Raw genomic sequence first — 18306 nt, 5'->3', positions numbered from 1 at the left:
GGAAGGCTCCGCCATGAACCGCACCATGCTCAAGTCCAAGATCCACCGCGCCACGGTGACCCAGGCCGACCTGCACTACGTCGGCTCGCTGACCATCGACGAGGACCTGATGGAGGCCGCCGACCTGCTGGCCGGCGAGAAGATCCACATCGTCGACATCGACAACGGCGCCCGCCTGGAGACCTACGTGATCCCCGGCCCGCGCGGCACCGGCATCATCGGGATCAACGGCGCCGCCGCCCGGCTGATCCACCAGGGCGACCTGGTGATCATCATCAGCTACACCACGGTCGACGACGCCGCCGCCCGCGCGCTGGTGCCCCGGGTGGTCATGGTCGATGCCGCCAACCAGGTGCTGAAGGAGTGTCACGACCCGGCCGAGCCGGTCCCCGGCACCCTGACCGCGCGCGGTGACATGGTGAGCGTCTGATGGCCCGTCAGCCCGGCGGGCTGCTCGACAAGGCCGGCGCCACCGGGCCGCAGCAGGTCCCGGCCGACTGGAACGCCACCGAGCGGCCCTACCGCACCGGGCAGTGCGTCCACCAGCTCTTCGAGGAGCAGGTGCGCCGCACGCCCGGGGCGACGGCCCTGGTGGCGGCCGAGGGGCGGCTCGACTACGCCGAGCTGAACACCCGGGCCAACCGGGTGGCCCACCTGCTGCGGGCGGCCGGTGCCGGCCCCGAGACCCTGGTGGCGGTTTGCCTGGAGCGCGGCCCCGACCTGGTGGTGGCGCTGCTGGGGGTGCTGAAGGCCGGCGCCGCCTACGTGCCGCTGGACCCGAGCCACCCCACCGCCCGGCTCACCGGGCTGCTGGCCCAGGCCGGGATCGGCACGGTGCTCTCCGACACTGCGCTGGCCCCGGTGGTCCGCGCCGCCGGCGCGCTGCCGCTGCTGGTCGACCGGCTGCCGGCCGGCCTGGCCACGGACGACCCCGGGACGGCGGCCGACCCGGACAACCCGGCCTACGTGCTCTTCACCTCGGGGTCGACCGGCCGGCCCAAGGGCGTGGTGGTCCCGCACCGCGGCGTGGTCAACCGCCTGCTGTGGATGCGCGACGACTGCGGCCTGCGGGCCGGCACCCGGGTGCTGCAGAAGACGCCCGCCACCTTCGACGTCTCGGTCTGGGAGTTCTTCGGGCCGCTGGCGGTCGGCGCCACCCTGGTGCTGGCCCGGCCCGGCGGCCACCGCGACCCGGACTACCTGCGCGCGGTGCTCGCCGAGGAGCGGGTGGACACCGTGCACTTCGTGCCCTCGATGCTGCGCGAGTTCCTCGCCGCACTGCGCGGGGCGGGCCCCTCGGACGGCCCGGTGCTGCCCGACCTGCGCCGGATCGTCTGCAGCGGCGAGGCGCTCGGCGCCGACCTGGTGCGGGGCGTGGCCGAGCTGATCGGCTGCGAGGTGTTCAACCTGTACGGCCCCACCGAGGCCAGCGTCGACGTGACCGCCACCCGCTGCCTGCCCGGCGAGCCGGTCACCATCGGCCGACCGGTCGCCAACACCCGCACCCAGGTGCTCGATCCGGACGGCGCACCGCTGCCGCCCGGGGCGGCGGGCGAGCTCTGCCTGGCCGGCGTCCAGCTGGCCCGGGGCTACCTGGGCCGGCCCGGGCTCACCGCGGCGGCCTTCCGGCCCGACCCGGCCGGTCCGCCCGGCTCCCGGCTGTACCGCACCGGCGACCTGGCGCGCTGGACGGCGGACGGCCGGCTGGAGTACCTGGGCCGGCTCGACCACCAGGTGAAGATCCGCGGCTTCCGGATCGAACTGGGCGAGGTGGAGGCCGTGCTGACGGCCCACCCGCAGGTCCGCGCCGCCGTGGTGACGGCGCGTCAGCTGCCCACGGGCGAGGCGCAGCTGGTCGGCTACCTGGTGGGCACGGGGCCCGCGACGCCGGAGACCGGTGAGCTGCGGGCCCACCTGGGCGCCCGGCTGCCGGACTACATGGTGCCCACCGCCTGGGTGCGGCTGGCCGCGCTGCCGCTGACCTCCAGCGGCAAGACCGACCGCCGCGCGCTGCCCGCCCCGGACGGCCAGCGCCCCGAACTGGCCACCGCCTACCTGGCCCCGCGCACCGCCACCGAGGCGGTGCTGGCGGGCCTGTGGGAGGAACTGCTCGGGGTCGCCCCGGTCGGCGTGCACGACCGCTTCCTGGACCTGGGCGGCCAGTCGCTGATCGCCACCCGGCTGTGCGCCCGGCTGCGCCGGTCGACGGGGGTCGAGCTGACCCCGGCCGAGCTGCTCGCCTCGCCCACCGTCGAGCAGCTCGCCGCCCGGTTGCCGCGGACCGCCACCGACGCGCCGCCGGCCGGCATCCCGCCGCGCGGCGACGGGCCGGTGCCGCTCTCCGCGGAGCAGCACCGCCTCTGGTTCCTGGACCGGCTCGACCCGGGCAGCACCGAGTACCTGATGTACGACGCGCACCGGCTGCGCGGCCCGCTCCAGCTGCCCGCGCTCGCCGCCGCCCTGCACCGCACGGTCCAGCGCCACGCCACCCTGCGCACCACCTTCCCGGCCCGGCGCGGCCTGCCCGTCCAGCTGATCCACCGCCACCCGGCGGTGCCGCTGGAGGTGGTGGACCTGAGCGGTGCGCCGGAGGCGGAGCGCGAGGAGCGGGCCCGGGCCGCGTTGCAGCGGCACACCGGCCTTCCGTTCGCGCTGGACACCGGGCCGCTGCTGCGGCTGGTGGTGCTCAGGCTGGCGCCCGAGCACCACGTCCTGCTCGCCGTGGTCCACCCCATCGTCGCCGACGACGGGGCCTTGGGCGTCGTCTGGCGGGACCTGTCGGCCTGCTACCGGGCCGAGCGGTCCGGTGGGCCGGCCGGCCCGGGACCGCTGCCGGTCGAGTACGCCGACTACGCGGCCTGGCAGCGCGGTCCGCAGGGCGGTGCCGGGCGCGAGGCCGACCTGGCGCACTTCGTGCGGGAGCTGCAGCCGCCGCCGGCGCCGCTCGCGCTGCCCCTCGACGGCCCGCGGCCGCCGCGGCGCGGCGGCCGCGACACCACGGTGGCGTTCACCCTGGACGCCGAGCTGACGGCCGCGGTGCGGCGCACCGCCGGAGCCGCCGGCGCCACGCCGTTCATGGCGCTGCTGGCCTGCTTCACCGCGGTGCTGGCCCGCACCACCGGCCAGCGCGACCTGGTGGTGGCCACCTTCACCGCCAACCGCACCAGCGTCGAACTGGAGGACCTGGTCGGGCTGTTCGTCAACACGCTGGCGCTGCGGCTGCCGGTCGACCCGGAGCTCGGCTTCGACGACCTGCTGGCCCGGACCCGGCGCACCGCGCTCGCCGCCTACCGCCACCAGGCACTGCCGTTCGACCAACTGGTCGGCGCCCTGCGGCCGCCGCGCGACCTGAGCCGCAACCCGGTCGCCCAGGCCGCCTTCCAGACCCTGGGGCCGCTGGCCGACCGGATCGACCTGCCCGGGGTCGAGGCCGTCCCCTACGCCCAGGGCCAGGGCGGCCACCCGTTCGACGTGCTGCTCACGCTGCGCGAGCGCGGCGCCGGACTGGACGGCGAACTGCGCTGCCCCGACGACCTGCTGGCCGAGGGCGCGGCCCGCCGGCTGGCCGCCGACTTCGCCGCCTTCGTGCGCGCCGCCACCGCCGACCCGCAGCTGGCGGTGGACCGCCTCGGGCGGCCGACCCGATCCGAAGAAGGAGTCCCCGCATGACCACCACCCCCGCCACCCGGACCCTGCCCCACGTCCTGACGGCCGACGTCCCCGGCACCCCGGCGGCCGACTTCCTGCCCGGCGCCCGCGAGTTGGTCCGCCACCGGCTGCACACCGACGGCGCGGTCCTGCTGCGCGGCTTCGACCTGGGCGGGGTGGCCGGCTTCGAGCAGGCCGTCCGCACCCTGGCCGGCGAGCCGCTCGCCTACGCCGAGCGCTCCTCCCCGCGCAGCACCATCAGCGGGCGGGTCTACACCTCCACCGACTACCCGCCCGACGAGGAGATCTTCCTGCACAACGAGAACTCCTACCAGGCCGGTTGGCCGCTCACCCTGTTCTTCTCCTGCGTCCGCCCGCCGACCTCGCAGGGCGCCACCCCGCTGGCCGACACCCGCCGGGTGCTGGCCGCCATCGACCCGGCGGTGCGCGCCGAGTTCGAGGCCCGCGGCTGGCTGGTGGTGCGCAACTTCGCCGAGGGCTTCGGCGTGCCGTGGCAGCAGGCGTTCAACACCGAGGACCGGGCCGAGGTGGCCCGGTACTGCGAGCGCAACGGGGTCGAGCTGGAGTGGCGCGGCGCGGACGGGCTGCGCACCCGGGCCCGGCGCCGGGCGGTGCACCGCCACCCCGTCACCGGCGAGGCGGTCTGGTTCAACCACCTGGCGTTCTTCCACGTCAGCACGCTGGCGCCGGAGATCTGCGAGGGCCTGCGCGAGGTCTACGACGAGGCCGACCTGCCGACCAACACCTACTACGGCGACGGCGCGCCGATCCCCGACGAGGTGGTCGCCCACCTGCGCGACTGCTACCGGGCCGAGCAGCGCCGGTTCGACTGGCAGCAGGACGACCTGCTGCTGGTGGACAACATGCTGGCCGCGCACGCCCGCGAGCCGTTCACCGGCCCGCGCAAGATCGCCGTGGCGATGGCCGAGGCCTGCACGGGCGACCGCACCCAGTTCGACTCCGCACCCGAGGGGACCACCGATGGAGACCGCTGACGGCGGCTACCCGCTCTCCTTCGCCCAGGAACAGCTCTGGTTCCTCGACGAACTGCGCGGCGGGAGCAGCAGCGAGTACCTGCTGCACGAGGCCTTCCGGCTGCGCGGCCCGCTGGACCGCGCCGCACTGGACGCCGCACTGACCCGGATCGCCGAGCGGCACGAGGTGCTGCGCACCCGCTACGGCACGGCCGACGGCGCCGGGGTCCAGTACGTGGACGAGCCGGCGCCGGTGGCACCCACCGTGGTGGACCTGACCGCGCTGGCCGGGGCCGAGCAGGAGCAGCGGCTGCGCGAGCTCGGCGCCGCCGAGGCGGCCGCCCCGATCGACCTGCGCACCCGGGCGCCGTGGCGGCTGGTGCTGGTCCGACTGGCGCCGCAGGAGGCGGTGCTGCTGGTCACCGTGCACCACATCGCCTTCGACAACTGGTCCTGGTCCGTGCTGACCGGCGAACTCCAGGCGCTGTACGGCGCGTTCAGCACCGGTGCGGCCGATCCGCTGCCGGAGCCCGAGGTGCAGTACGCGGACTTCGCGGAGTGGGAGCGGGAGACCTGGGCCGCCCGGCCGGAACTGATGGAGCGTCAGAGAGCCTACTGGCAGGACCGGCTGGCCGGGCTGACGGCGCTGGAGCTGCCGACCGACCACCGCCGGCCGCCGGTCTGGGAGCCGGCCGGCGCCGCGGTGCGCTTCACCGTGCCCGCCGAGCTGGCCGAACGGCTGGCCGCACTCGGGCGGTCCGTGGGCGCGACCCCGTTCATGGTCCACCTGGCCGCCTTCCAACTGCTGCTCGGACGCTACGCGGACCGCACCGACATCGCCGTCGGCGTCTCGGTGGCCCGGCGCGACCAGCCGGGGCTGGAGCAGCTGATCGGCATGTTCCTCAACACCGTGGTGCTGCGCACCGACCTGGCCGGCGGGCCCGGCTTCACCGACCTGCTGGCCCGAGTGCGGGAGACCGTGCTGGCCGCGCACGAGCACCTGGACGTGCCGTTCGACCAGGTGGTCAAGGACCTGGCGCCGGAGCGCGACCCCTCGCGCAACCCGCTCTTCCAGGTCGGCTTCGGCCTGCACCGGGCGCAGCGGGAGCCCTTCGCGCTGCCCGGCCTGGAGGTCGAGCTGTGCGAGGGCGCCGCCCCCGCGGCCGCCTTCGACCTCGGCCTGTACCTGGGGGAGGAGGCGGACGGCTCGCTGAGCGCCGCCCTGCGCTACCCGACCGCCCTGTTCGAGCCGGCCCGGATCGAGCGGATGGCCGCCCACCTGCTGCGGCTGCTCGCCGCGGTCGCGAACCGGCCGACCCGGCCGGTGGCGCAGCTGGAGCTGCTCACCCCGGCCGAACTCGCCGCCCTCGCCGACTGGAACCGCACCGGGACCCCGGCCGCCGGCCCCTCGCTGCCGGAGCTCTTCCTCGCCCGGGCCCGGGCGACGCCCGGTGCGGTGGCGGTGGTGGCCGACGGCGAGCAGCTGGACTACGCCGAGCTGGCCCGGCGGGTGGCCGACCTGGTCGGGGTACTGCGCCGGCGCGGGGTCGGGCGCGGCACCCCGGTCGGGGTGGCGCTGCACCGCGGCCCCGAGCTGGTGGTCGCGCTGCTGGCGGTGCTGGCGGCCGGCGGGGTCTACGTCCCGCTGCCGCCCGAGCACCCCGCCGACCGGCTGGCCCACCAGGTCGCGGACGCCGGGGTGGCGCTGGTGCTCACCGAGCAGGAGCTGCTGGACCGGCTGCCGGCCGGGCCGGTGCTGCTGACCGTCGAGGAAGCCCGGCGCGAGGCGGTCGGCAGCCCCGCGACCGCGCTGACGGTGACCGCGCTCGACGCGGCCGACGCCGCCTACGTGATGTACACCTCCGGCTCGACCGGGCGCCCCAAGGGCGTGGTGATCACCCACGGCGGCCTGCGCAACCGGGTGCTCTGGTCGGTGGACCAGTACGGGCTCGGTCCGGGCGCCCGGGTGCTGCAGAAGACCGTGATCGGCTTCGACGCCTCGATGTGGGAGTTCCTGTCCCCGCTGGTCAGCGGCGCCGCCGTGGTCTGCGCGCCGCGCGAGGCGCACCGCGACCCGGCCGTGATGCTGCAGGCGGTGGTGGACCACCGGGTCACCGTGCTGCAGCTGGTGCCCTCGGTGCTGAGGCTGCTGCTGGACGAGCCGGCGCTGGCCGGGTGCACCTCGCTGCGCGCCGTCTGCGCGGCCGGCGAGCCGCTGCCCGCCGCACTCTGCGCCCGGCTGCGCGCGGTGCTGGACGTCGTGGTGGTCAACACCTACGGCCCCACCGAGTGCACCATCGACGCCACCGCCTGGCGCTACCGGGAGGCCGAGCAGGTCGAGACGGTGCCGATCGGCCGCCCGCTGCCCGGCGTGCGCAGCTACGTGGTGGACGCCCAGGAGCAGCTGGTGCCGGTCGGGGTGCCCGGTGAGCTGCGGGTCGGCGGCGCCTGCCTGGCCCGCGGCTACCTGGGGCGCGGCGGCCTGACCGCGGACCGGTTCGGCCCCGACCCGTACGCGGAGCGGCCCGGCGAGCGCTGGTACCGCACCGGTGACCTGGTCCGGCGCCGCGCGGACGGCGTGCTGGAGTTCCTCGGCCGGGTCGACGACCAGATCAAGCTGCGCGGCGTGCGCGTCGAGCCCGGGGAGATCGAGGCGGCGCTGGTCGCCCACCCGGCGGTGGCCGCCGCGGTGGTGACCACCCACCGGCCGGCCGGTGGCGAGCTCGCGCTGGTCGGCTTCCCGGTCCGGGCGCAGGGCGCCGCGCTGGACGTCGAGGAACTGCGCGCGCACCTGGCGGCCCGGCTGCCGGAGGCGATGGTCCCCTCGCTGCTGATCCCGCTGGACGAGCTGCCGCTGACCCCCAACGGCAAGGTGGACCGGCGCCGGCTGCCCGACCCGGAGCAGCGCGACGCGCCGGTGGCCGAGGCCGCCGCCGCCCCGCGCACCGCGACCGAGCGGCAGGTGGCCGAGTTGATGGCCGAGGTGCTCGGCCTCGAACGCGTCGGGGTCGAGCAGGACTTCTTCCAGCTCGGCGGCCACTCGCTGCTGGCGATCCGGCTGATGCTGCGGCTGCGCCGCGCCTTCGAGATCAAGTTGACGGTGGGCGACCTGTTCACCACCCGCACGGTGGCCGCGCTGGCCGCCCGGGTGGACACCGCGGTGGCCGACCGGGACGGCGCGGCGCTGCGCCCGGTGCCGCGCACCGGCGACCTGCCGCTCTCCTACGGGCAGCAGCGGATGTGGTTCCTGGACCAGTTGGAGCCCGGCAGCGACGAGTACCTGATCCCGCTGGCGATGCGGCTGCGCGGTCCGCTGGACCACGGTGCGCTGCGCGGTGCGCTGACGGCCACGGTGGCCAAGCACGAGGTGCTGCGCACCCGCTACCTGCCCGGCGACGGCGATCCGCGCCAACGGGTGGACCCGGCCGGGCCGGTCGAGCTGACCGTGCACGACCTGAGCGGCCGGCCCGGGGCCGCGGAGCGCGCCCGCGCCCTGGTCGACCACGCCGGCGGGGTGCCGTTCGACCTGGCCCGCGAGTGCCCGCTGCGGGCGACCCTGGTCAAGGTCGCGGCCGACGAGCACCTGCTCGTCCTGACGCTGCATCACATTGCGTTCGACGCCTGGTCGATGGAGCTCTACCTGCGCGACCTGGACCAGGCCTACCGGGCCCTGGTGGCGGGCGAGCCGGTGCCGCTGGCCGCGCCGGAGATCCAGTACGCCGACTTCGCGCACTGGCAGCGCGGGTGCCGGTCGGCCGACGAGACCAGTGAGCAACTCGACTACTGGCGCGAGCGGTTGGCCGACCTGACGCCGATCGAGCTGCCCGCCGACCGCCCCCGGTCGGCGGTCCGCGACACCCGCGGCGCCACCCTGGACGTCCCGGTGCCGGCCGAACTGGCCGCGCAGCTGCGGGCGCTGGCCGACCGGCAGGGCGTGACGCTGTTCATGGCCCTGCTGACCGCCTTCCAGGTGCTGCTGGGCCGCTACACCTCCGGCACCGACGTCGTGGTGGGCACTCCGGTCGCCGGACGGACCCGGCCGGAGACCGAGGAGCTGGTCGGCCTCTTCACCAACACCCTGGTGCTCCGCACCGACCTGGCCGGCAACCCGGCGGTCGGTGAGCTGCTGGACCGGGTCCGGCAGGACTGCCTGGCCGCCTTCGCCCGCCAGGACGTGCCGTTCGAGCAGCTGGTCGACGCGCTGCTGCCGAACCGCGACCTGTCCCGCAACCCGCTGTTCCAGGTGATGTTCGAGCTGCAGCACCTGGCCGACCTGCCCACCTCGCTGGGCGCCGCGGCGCTCGAACTGGTCGAGGCCGGACCGGCGGTGGCCAAGTTCGACCTCACCCTGACCGTCGCCCAGCACGCCGACGGCCGGTTGGAGTGCTGCTTCGAGTACGCCACCGCACTCTTCGACCGGGCCACCGTCGAGCGGCTGGCCGGGCACTACCTGACCCTGCTGGCCGGCTGCGCGGCCGACGCCGGCGCCCGGATCGCCGACCTGGCGATGCTCACCGAGCCGGAGCGCCGCGAGCTGCTCGCCGCCGTCCCCGACGCCGCGGCCGAGCTGCTCGACCCGGCGGCCGAGCACGGGCTGACCGTCCCGCAGCTGTTCGACCGGCAGGCGGCCCGCACCCCCGGGGCGGTCGCGGTGGTGTGCGGCGACGAGCAGCTGACCTACGCGGAACTCTCCCGACGGGTGGACGAGTTCGCCCGCCGCCTGACGGACCTCGGAGTCGCCCCGGAGACCGTGGTGGCCAGCTGCCTGGAGCGCAGCACCGCGGCCGTGGTGGTGCTGCTCGCGGTGCTGCGGGCCGGCGGCGTCTACGTCCCGTTCGACCCGCGGCACCCCGCCGAGCGGCTGGGCTTCATGCTCGACGACGCCGCGGCCGAGCTGGTGGTGACCGCCGGGGAGTTCGCCGACCGGTTCGCCGGCCGCCGGGTGCTGCTGGCGGACATCCCGGCCGAGCGCCCCGCCGAGAGCCCCGCCGAACTGCCCGCCGCGGCGCCGGCGGCGCTGCCGGACCACCTGGCCTACGTCATCTACACCTCCGGCTCCACCGGGCGCCCCAAGGGCGTGATGATCAGTCACCGCTCCTACGCCCACCACTGCAGGGTGATCGCCGACGCCTACGGGATCGCCCCGGGCGAGCGGGTGGTGCTGCTGTCCGCGCTCACCTTCGACGTGGCGATGGACCAGATCGCGGCCACCCTGACCGCCGGTGCCACGGTGGTGGTCGGCGACCCGGTCTTCTGGACCCCCGCCGAACTGCCCGCCCGGCTGGCCGAGCACCGGGTGACGATCATGGAGATCACCCCGTCCTACTACCGGGCGATGCTGGAGTCGCCCGCCGCCGCCGAGCTGGGCTCGCTCAAGCTGGTCAACGTCGGCAGCGACGTGGTCACCGCCGCCGACGCCCGGCGCTGGGCCGCGCTCGGCCTGCCCGGCCGGTTCCTGTGCAACTACGGGCCCACCGAGGCCACCGTGACCTGCCTGCTGCACCCCGTGGACGACGCCCGGCTCGCCGACCGGGCACCGGCCGCCACCATGCCGCTGGGCCGGCCCGTCCCGGGCACCCGGGCCCACGTGCTGGACGCCGACCTGCGGCCAGTCCCGGCCGGGGTGCCCGGCCAGCTGTGCCTGGGCGGCACCCGGCTCGCCCGCGGCTACCACCGCCGGCCCGGCCTGACCGCCGAGCGCTTCGTGCCGGACCCGTTCGGCGCCGAGCCCGGCGGCCGGCTCTACCTGACCGGCGACCTGGTGCGCCGCCGGGCCGACGGCGTGCTGGAGTTCCTCGGCCGGCTGGACCAGCAGGTCAAGCTGCGCGGGCTGCGGATCGAACTCGGCGAGATCGAGGCGGCGCTGCTGCGCCACCCCGACGTGCAGGAGGCGGCCGTGCTGGCCCACCGCACCGCGCCCGGCGAGAGCCTGCTGGCCGGCTACCTGGTGGCCCGCCCGCACCATCCGGCCCCGCAGACCGCCCAGCTCCGGACCCACCTGCGGGAGCTGCTGCCGGACTACATGGTGCCCGCGCAGTTCGCGGTGCTGGACGCGCTGCCGCTGACCCCCAGCGGCAAGGTCGACCGCAAGGCGCTGCCGGCCCTGGCCCGGCCCGTCGAGCAGCGGGAGTACCTGGCGCCGCGCGACCCCGCCGAGGAGGCGGTGGCCGGCTTCTGGTGCGAGGTGCTCGGCGTCGACCGGGTCGGCGTGCTGGACGACTTCTTCGCCCTGGGCGGCCACTCGCTGCTGGCCACCCGGGTGCTGGCCCGGATCCGCGCGGCGTTCGGCATCGAGCTCCCGCTGCGCCTGCTGTTCGAGGCGACCACCGTGGCGGACCTCGCCGACGCGGTCTCCACCGCGGTCGAGGCCGAGGTGGCCGAGTTGACCGACGACGAGGTCGAGGCCCTCCTCGCCCAGAAAGGTGTCCGGTGATGACCGAGACCGTTGTTGACCGCGCCGCCCTGCGGCAGGAGCTGCTGCGCCGCCGGCTCAGCGGGGCGGCCACCGCCGCCCCGCGCGAGGACGGCATCCGGCGGGCGCCGTGCACCGGCCCGCTGCCGCTCTCCTTCGCCCAGCGCCGGCTGTGGATCCTGGACCAACTGCAGCCCGGCGGCACCGAGTACCTGATGACCGCCGCCCTGCGGCTGACCGGTCCGCTCGACCGGGCGGCGCTGCGCACCGCGCTGGACGCGCTGGTGGCCCGGCACGAGGTGCTGCGCACCGTCTACCCGGTGGTGGCCGGCGAGCCGGTGCAGCGGATCCTGGCGCCGGCCCCGCTGCCGCTGACCGAGCTGGACCTGACCGGCCCGGACCGTGCCGCCGCGGACGCCCGGCTGGCCGCCCTGGCCACCTGGGACCGCACCCCGGTCGACCTGGCCCGCGGCCCGGTCTGCTCGGCGGTCCTGGCCCGGCTGGCCGCCGACGAGCACGCACTGCTGCTGACGGTCCACCACATCGCCGCCGACGGCTGGTCCGAGGAGCTGCTGGTCGACCAGCTGATCCGCGGGTACGCCGACGCGACGGCCGGCCGCGCCCCGGTGACCGGGGCCACGGGCCCGCAGTACGCCGACTACGCGCACTGGCAGCGCGAGCGGCTCTCCGGTGAGCTGCTGGAGCGCCAGACCGCGTACTGGACCGACCGGCTGGCGGGCCTGGCCCCGCTGGAGCTGCCCACCGACCGGCCCCGGCCGCCGGTGCGCGACACGGCCGGCGGACAGGTGGGGCTGACGGTGCCCGCCGGGGTGGCCCGACGGCTGACCGAGCTGGCCCGGGCCCAGGGCGCCACCGCCTTCATGGCGCTGGTCGCCGCGCACACCGTGCTGCTCGGCCGGTGGAGCGGGCAGCGCGACATCGCGGTCGGCACCCCGGTGGCCGGGCGCGACCGGCCCGAGGTGCAGGACCTGGTCGGGCTCTTCCTGAACACCCTGGTGCTGCGCACCGACCTGTCCGGCGCGCCCTCCTTCGCCGAGCTGGTCCGCCGGGTCCGGGAGGCGGCGCTGGACGCCCACGCCCACCAGGACCTGCCGTTCGAGCAGCTGGTGGACGCGCTGGTGCCGGAGCGCGACCCGTCCCGCAACCCGCTGTTCGCCACCATGGTGCTCTGGGCGGACGAGTCGGCCGCCGGCGCCCCGCGCACCGCCGGCGGCCTGCGGGTCGAGCCGCTGCCGGTGGGCGAGAGCTCGGCCAAGGTCGAGCTGACCGTCGGGGTCGCCGAACAGCCGGACGGCTCGCTGGCCGGCGGCGTCACCTACGCCTCGGCGCTGTTCGACGAGAGCACCGCCGAGCGGTACGCCGCCCAGCTGGTGCGCCTGCTGCAGAGCGCCGTCGAGCACCCCGAGCGGCCGATCGACGAGCTGGAGGTCCTCCCGGCGGGGGAGCGGGAGCTGGTGCTGCGGGAGTGGAACGCCACCGACCGCCCGTACCCGACCGGCACCCTGGCCGGCCTGTTCGAGGCCCAGGCGGCCCGCACCCCGGACGCCGTCGCCGTGGTCGGCGCGGGCGAGGAGCTGACCTACCGCCAGCTCGACGACCGGGCCGGGCAGCTGGCCCGACGGCTGCGGGCGCGCGGCGTCGGACCGGAGTCGGTGGTCGGCGTCTGCCTGCACCGCGGCCCGGACCTGGTGGTGGCCCTGCTCGGCGTGCTCAAGGCCGGCGGCGCCTACCTGCCGCTCGACCCCGAGTACCCGGCGCAGCGGCTGGCCTTCATGCTGGCCGACTCCGGCGCCCGCCTGGTGGTCACCGACGCCGCCCTCGCGCCGCCGGCGGCCGGCCGGGACGTCGAGCCGGTGCTGCTGGACGCGGTCGAGGAACGGTCCGACCCGCTGCCCGCCGCCGCGCCGGTGCGCCCCGAGCACCCGGCCTACGTGATCTACACCTCGGGCTCCACCGGCCGGCCCAAGGGCGTGCTGGTCGAGCACCGGGCGATCGTCAACCGGCTGCACTGGATGCAGGAGGCCTACGGCCTGACCGCCGACGACCGGGTGCTGCAGAAGACCCCGTACAGCTTCGACGTCTCGGTCTGGGAGTTCTTCTGGCCGCTGACCACCGGGGCCGCACTGGTCCCGCTGCGGCCCGGCGGGCACCGCGACCCGGCCGAGATCGCCCGGGTGATCGCCGCCGAGCGGATCACCACCGTGCACTTCGTGCCCTCGATGCTGCGCGCCTTCCTGGCCCACCCGCTGCCCGAACTGCCCACACTGCGCCGGATGGTGTGCAGCGGCGAGGCGCTCACCGCCGACCTGGTCGACGGGGTGCACGCGAAGCTCGGCTGCGCGCTGCACAACCTGTACGGACCCACCGAGGCGGCGGTGGACGTCACCGCGATCCGCTGCGAGCCGGGCCGGCCGGTCACCATCGGCCGCCCGATCGCCAACACCCGGACCTACCTGGTGGACCGCGAGCTGCGCCCGGTGCCGATCGGCGTGCCCGGCGAACTGCTGCTCGGCGGGGTCCAGTTGGCGCGCGGCTACCTGAACCGGGCGGGCCTGACCGCGGACCGGTTCGTACCGTCCCCGTTCGGCGCGGGCGAGCGGCTGTACCGCACCGGCGACCTGGCCCGCTGGCGCCCCGACGGCACCGTGGAGTACCTGGGCCGGCTCGACCACCAGGTGAAGATCCGCGGCCAGCGGGTCGAACTCGGCGAGATCGAGGCCGCGCTGACCGAGCTGCCGGGTATCGGGGCGGCCGCCGTCACGGTCCACCAGCAGCAGCTGGTGGCCCACCTGGCCCCCGCGACCGCCGATCCCGAGCAGGCCCGCGAGCAGCTGCGCCGCCGGCTGCCCGCCCACCTGGTGCCGGTGCACTGGACGGTGCTGGCGGCGCTGCCGCTGACCCCCAGCGGCAAGGTGGACCGCACGGCGCTGCCCGGCCCCGACACCGGCCGGGCCGCGCTGGGCGGCGACTACCTGGCCCCGCGCGACGAGCTGGAGCAGACCCTGGCGGCGGCCTTCGCCGACGCGCTCGGCCTGGACCGGGTCGGCGTCCGGGACAGCTTCTTCCAGCTCGGCGGCGACTCGATGCGCGCCATCCGGGTGGTCGGCGCGCTGCGCGAGCAGGGCATCGAGCTGGCCGTGCACGACCTGTTCACCCGTCAGCGGGTCGCCGAACTCGCCGCCCTGGTGCGCACCGGGCCCGCCGACCGCACCGCCGACGCCACTCCGGTCGCCCCGTTCGCCCAGCTCACCGCGGCGGACCGGGAGCAGCTGCCGGCCGGCCTGGTGGACGCCTACCCGATGGCCCGGACCCAGGCCGGCATGGTCTACGAGCTGCTGGCCGGCGCCGACAAGGCGGTCTACCACAACGTCTCCTGCTACCGGGTCGGCGACCGGCTGCCGTTCGACCCCGCGACGATGCACGCCGCGGCCGCGCTGCTGACCGCCCGGCACGAGATCCTGCGGACCTCCTTCGACCTGTCCTCCTACAGCGAGCCGCTGCAGCTGGTGCACGCCGCGGCCGAGCTGCCGGTCGGCCTGGACGACCTGCGGGCGCTGCCGGAGGCGGACCGGCAGGCCGTGCTGGACGGGTTCCTGCTGGCCGAGCGGCGCCGCCGGTTCGACCTGGACCGGCCGCCGCTGCTGCGCTACCACGTCCACCTGATCAGTGATCAGGAGTGGCTGCTGACCCACACCGAGTGCCACGCGATCCTGGACGGCTGGAGCCACACCTCGGCGGTCGCCGAGCTGCTCGGCCTCTACCGCACGCTCCGCGAGGGCGGCACCCCCGCCTTCCCGCCGCCGCCCGGGGCCCGGTTCGCGGACTTCGTCGCGCTGGAGCGGGCGGCGCTCGACTCGCCCGCCGACCGCGCCTTCTGGGCCGAGGCGGTCACCGGGCGGGAGCGGTTCGAGCTGCCGGCCGGCTGGGCCGGCGAGCGGGCCGACGAGAAGGCCACCATCCTCGACGTCCCCTACCAGGAGCTGCTGCCGGGCCTGCGCCGGCTCGCGGCGGCGGCCGGCGGCTCGCTGAAGAGCGTGCTGCACGCCGCCCACCTGAAGGCGCTGGGCCTGGTCACCGGCCGGCGGCGGTTCTTCGACGGGCTGGTCTGCAACGGCCGGCCCGAACTGGCCCGCGGCGACGAGGTGCTGGGCCTCTACCTGAACACCGTGCCGTTCGCGGCCGAGCTGTCCGCGCCGACCTGGCGCGCCCTGGTCGCCGAGGTGTTCGCCGGCGAGGCCGCGCTGTGGCCGCACCGCCGCTACCCGATGCCCGAGATGCAGCGCGAGTGGGGCAGCTCCGAGCCGCTGATCGAGGTGGCCTTCGGCTACCTGGACTTCCACGTGCTCGACTGGGACTCCGGCGAGGTCGGGATGGTCGACGACTTCAGCCCGAGCGAGCTGGCCCTGGAGGTGTGGACCTTCCCCGGCGTGCTGCGCCTGGGCGCCCGGCCCGAGCGGGTGGGGCGGCGGCAGCTGGAGCTGCTGGCCCGCTGCTACCGCCACGTGCTGGAGGCGATGGCGGCCGACCCGGACGGCGACGCCGCCGGGCTGACCCTGCCCCCCGCCGACCTGGCCGCCGCGGTCCGGGCCGGCAACGACGCGGCCCCGCCCGCCCCGGTCGACCTGCTGGTGCCGGACCTGGTGGCCGCGGCCGCCCGGGCGACGCCCGCCGCCGTCGCGCTGCGTTGCGGCGACGAGACCGTCGACTACGCCGGGCTGGACGCGCGGGCGAACCGGCTCGCACACCGGCTGCGGGCGCTGGGCGTCGGCGCCGAGGCGGTGGTGGGCCTGCACCTGCCGCGCACCCCGGAGCTGTTCGTCGCACTGCTCGCGGTGCTGCGGGCCGGCGGGGCGTTCCTGCCGCTGGACCCGGCCTACCCGCAGGACCGGCTGCGCCACATGCTCGACGACGCCCGGGCCGCCGTGGTGCTCAGCACGCCCGAGCTGGCCGACCGGCTCCCGGACCACCTGGCCGACCGGATCGAGCTGCTGGACGAGGCCGCCTACCGGGAGCTGCCCGCACGCGCCCCGGCGGTGCCGCTCCACCCCGACCAGCTCGCCTACGTGATCTACACCTCCGGCTCCACCGGGCTGCCCAAGGGCGTCGGCGTCCCGCACCGCGGCGCGCTGAACCTGCGGCAGGCCCAGCGGGACCCGCTGCGGGTGGCCCCCGGCGACCGGGTGCTGCAGTTCGCCTCGCCCAGCTTCGACGCCTCGGTCTGGGAGGTGCTGATGGCGCTCACCAACGGCGCCGAACTGGTGCTGCCGCCGCCGGACACCGACCCCGGCGACCTGCGCCGGCAGGCCCCGCTGGTCACCCACATGACCCTGCCGCCCTCGCTGCTGGAGCGCCTGGACCCGGCCGACTTCCCGCAGCTGCACCTGGTCGTCTCGGCGGGCGAGGCCTGCCCCGCCGACCAGGCCGAACGCTGGGCCCGGCACGCCCGGTTCGTCAACGCCTACGGCCCGACCGAGACCTCGGTCTGCGCCACCCTCACCCCGGTGGCCCCCGGCGACGGGACCCGGGCACCGTCGATCGGCCGCCCGATCGCGGGCGTGCGCTGCTACGTGCTCGACGACCGCGGGCAGCCGCTGCCCGAGGGGGTGGCCGGCGAGCTGTACGTCGGCGGGGCCGGGGTGGCCCGCGGCTACCTGGGCCGGGCGGCGCTGACCGCCGAGCGGTTCGTCCCCGACCCCTACGCGGACGTCCCGGGCGGCCGGCTGTACCGGACCGGCGACCTGGTCCGCCGGGACGCCGACGGCACCCTGCGCTACCTGGGCCGGCGCGACCACCAGGTGAAGGTGCGCGGGCTGCGGGTCGAGCCCGGGGAGATCGAGCACCTGCTGCTCGGCCACCCCGCGGTGGCCGCCGCCACCGTGACCGCGCACCGGGCCGGCACCGCGGCCGCCACCCTGGTGGCGTACGTCAAGCCGGTGCCCGGGCAGCAGGTCGGGGCCGCCGACCTGCGGGCCCACCTGCGCGGCCGGATCCCGCAGGCGCTGGTCCCCGGACACTTCCTCACCGTGGACGAGTTCCCGCTCACCCCGGCGGGCAAGGTCGACCGGGCCCGGCTGCCGGCCCCCGACACCGACCGGCCGCAGTCGGCCGCCGACTGGACCGCGCCGAGCGGCGAGCTGGAGTGCGCGCTGGCCGAGGCCTGGGCCGAGGCGCTGGAGGTCGCCCGGGTCGGCGCCCGGGACGACTTCTTCGAGCTGGGCGGTCACTCGCTGGCGATGATGCGGATCGTCGCCACGCTGCGCGCCCGGCACGGCATCGACCTGCGGTTCAGCTCGTTCATCGAGCACCGCACGGTGGCCGCGCTGGCCGCGAGCCTGGCCGGGAACGACGCCGAGCAGCGGCCCACGCTGCTCTGGCTGCGCAAGGAGGGCAGCCGGACCCCGCTGTTCTGCGTGCACCCCGGCGGCGGGAGCGCGCACTGGTACCTGAGGCTGGCCCCGCACCTGGCGGCCGACCGCCCGGTGGCGGCCTTCGAGTGGCCCGGCCCGCACAGCGCGCCGACCGCACCCGGCGCCGAGCAGATGGCCGAGCGCTACCTCGCCGAACTGCGCCTGGCCCAACCCAGCGGCCCCTACCTGCTGTTCAGCTGGTGCGGCGGCAGCGGCATCGCCACCGAGCTGGCGCACCGGCTGCGCGAGGCGGGCGAGCAGGTCACCTTCCTGCTGCTCGACCCCGGCGTCGACATGCACCAGCGCGGCGAGTCCTGGCGCGAGCTGGCCAAGATCCGCCGGCTGGAGCAGCTGCTGGTCGAGATCGAGGGGCAGGGCGCCGCGGCGGACACCCCGCAGCGGCGGCAGGAGATCCTCGACCTGCTCGACCACCTGGTGGACGACGTCGACGAGGAGACCGGGATCAGCCTGCCCGAGCAGGGCGTGGGCAGCGAGTGGCCGCGCGCGGCCCGGGTCTGGCGCGAGGTGATGGAGATGGACCTGGCCTACCGCCACCGCCCGTACCCGGGACCGCTGCACCTGGTGGTCAGCGACGAACTGGCGCAGGGGGAGCACGAGGTGGCGTACGGGCAGGTCTTCGAGGAGTACCTGGGCCGGTGGCGCGAACTGGCCGAGGGCGGGGTCACGGTGCACCGGGTTCCGGGGGACCACTTCGGGGTGATGAAGCCGCCGCACGTGGGCACGCTGGCCGCGGTGATCGAAGGGGTGCTCGAAGGGGTGATCGCGGGGGAGGCCGAGGGGGTGGGCGACCCGGCGTGACGGC

The 18306-nt window shown here is 76.3% G+C and carries 5 protein-coding genes; all 5 read left to right on the top strand.

Annotated elements, in window-relative coordinates:
- The first annotated feature begins 13 nt into the window (after positions 1-13).
- From panD to ACFW1A_RS17880, 5 genes are read left to right on the top strand one after another with little or no spacing between them, the layout of a single operon-like run.
- On the top strand, positions 14-430 hold the full coding sequence (gene panD, locus ACFW1A_RS17900) for an aspartate 1-decarboxylase (RefSeq protein WP_380410044.1): 417 nt from the start codon (positions 14-16) through the stop codon (positions 428-430).
- Positions 430-3669, top strand: coding sequence for an amino acid adenylation domain-containing protein (locus ACFW1A_RS17895; RefSeq protein ID WP_380410043.1), 3240 nt, complete (start codon positions 430-432; stop codon positions 3667-3669). The genes panD and ACFW1A_RS17895 overlap by 1 nt, the downstream gene beginning before the upstream one ends.
- Positions 3666-4664 (top strand): TauD/TfdA family dioxygenase, encoded by a 999-nt coding sequence (locus ACFW1A_RS17890; RefSeq protein ID WP_380410042.1) that lies wholly within the window; start codon positions 3666-3668, stop codon positions 4662-4664. Before ACFW1A_RS17895 ends, ACFW1A_RS17890 begins: the two co-directional genes overlap by 4 nt.
- Positions 4651-11076 carry an amino acid adenylation domain-containing protein gene (locus ACFW1A_RS17885; protein ID WP_380410041.1) on the top strand — a complete coding sequence of 2142 codons (6426 nt, stop codon included), beginning with the start codon at positions 4651-4653 and terminating at the stop codon, positions 11074-11076. Before ACFW1A_RS17890 ends, ACFW1A_RS17885 begins: the two co-directional genes overlap by 14 nt.
- A complete protein-coding gene (locus ACFW1A_RS17880) occupies positions 11076-18302 on the top strand; it encodes an amino acid adenylation domain-containing protein (RefSeq protein WP_380410040.1) in 7227 nt (2408 codons plus the stop codon). Before ACFW1A_RS17885 ends, ACFW1A_RS17880 begins: the two co-directional genes overlap by 1 nt.
- Positions 18303-18306 lie beyond the last annotated feature (4 nt).

This window comes from Kitasatospora sp. NPDC058965 (assembly GCF_042741245.1).
In the GTDB taxonomy this organism is placed as follows: domain Bacteria; phylum Actinomycetota; class Actinomycetes; order Streptomycetales; family Streptomycetaceae; genus Kitasatospora.
The sequence above is the reverse complement of the archived record's forward strand: the minus strand, read 5'-3'. Positions and strand labels throughout refer to the sequence as shown.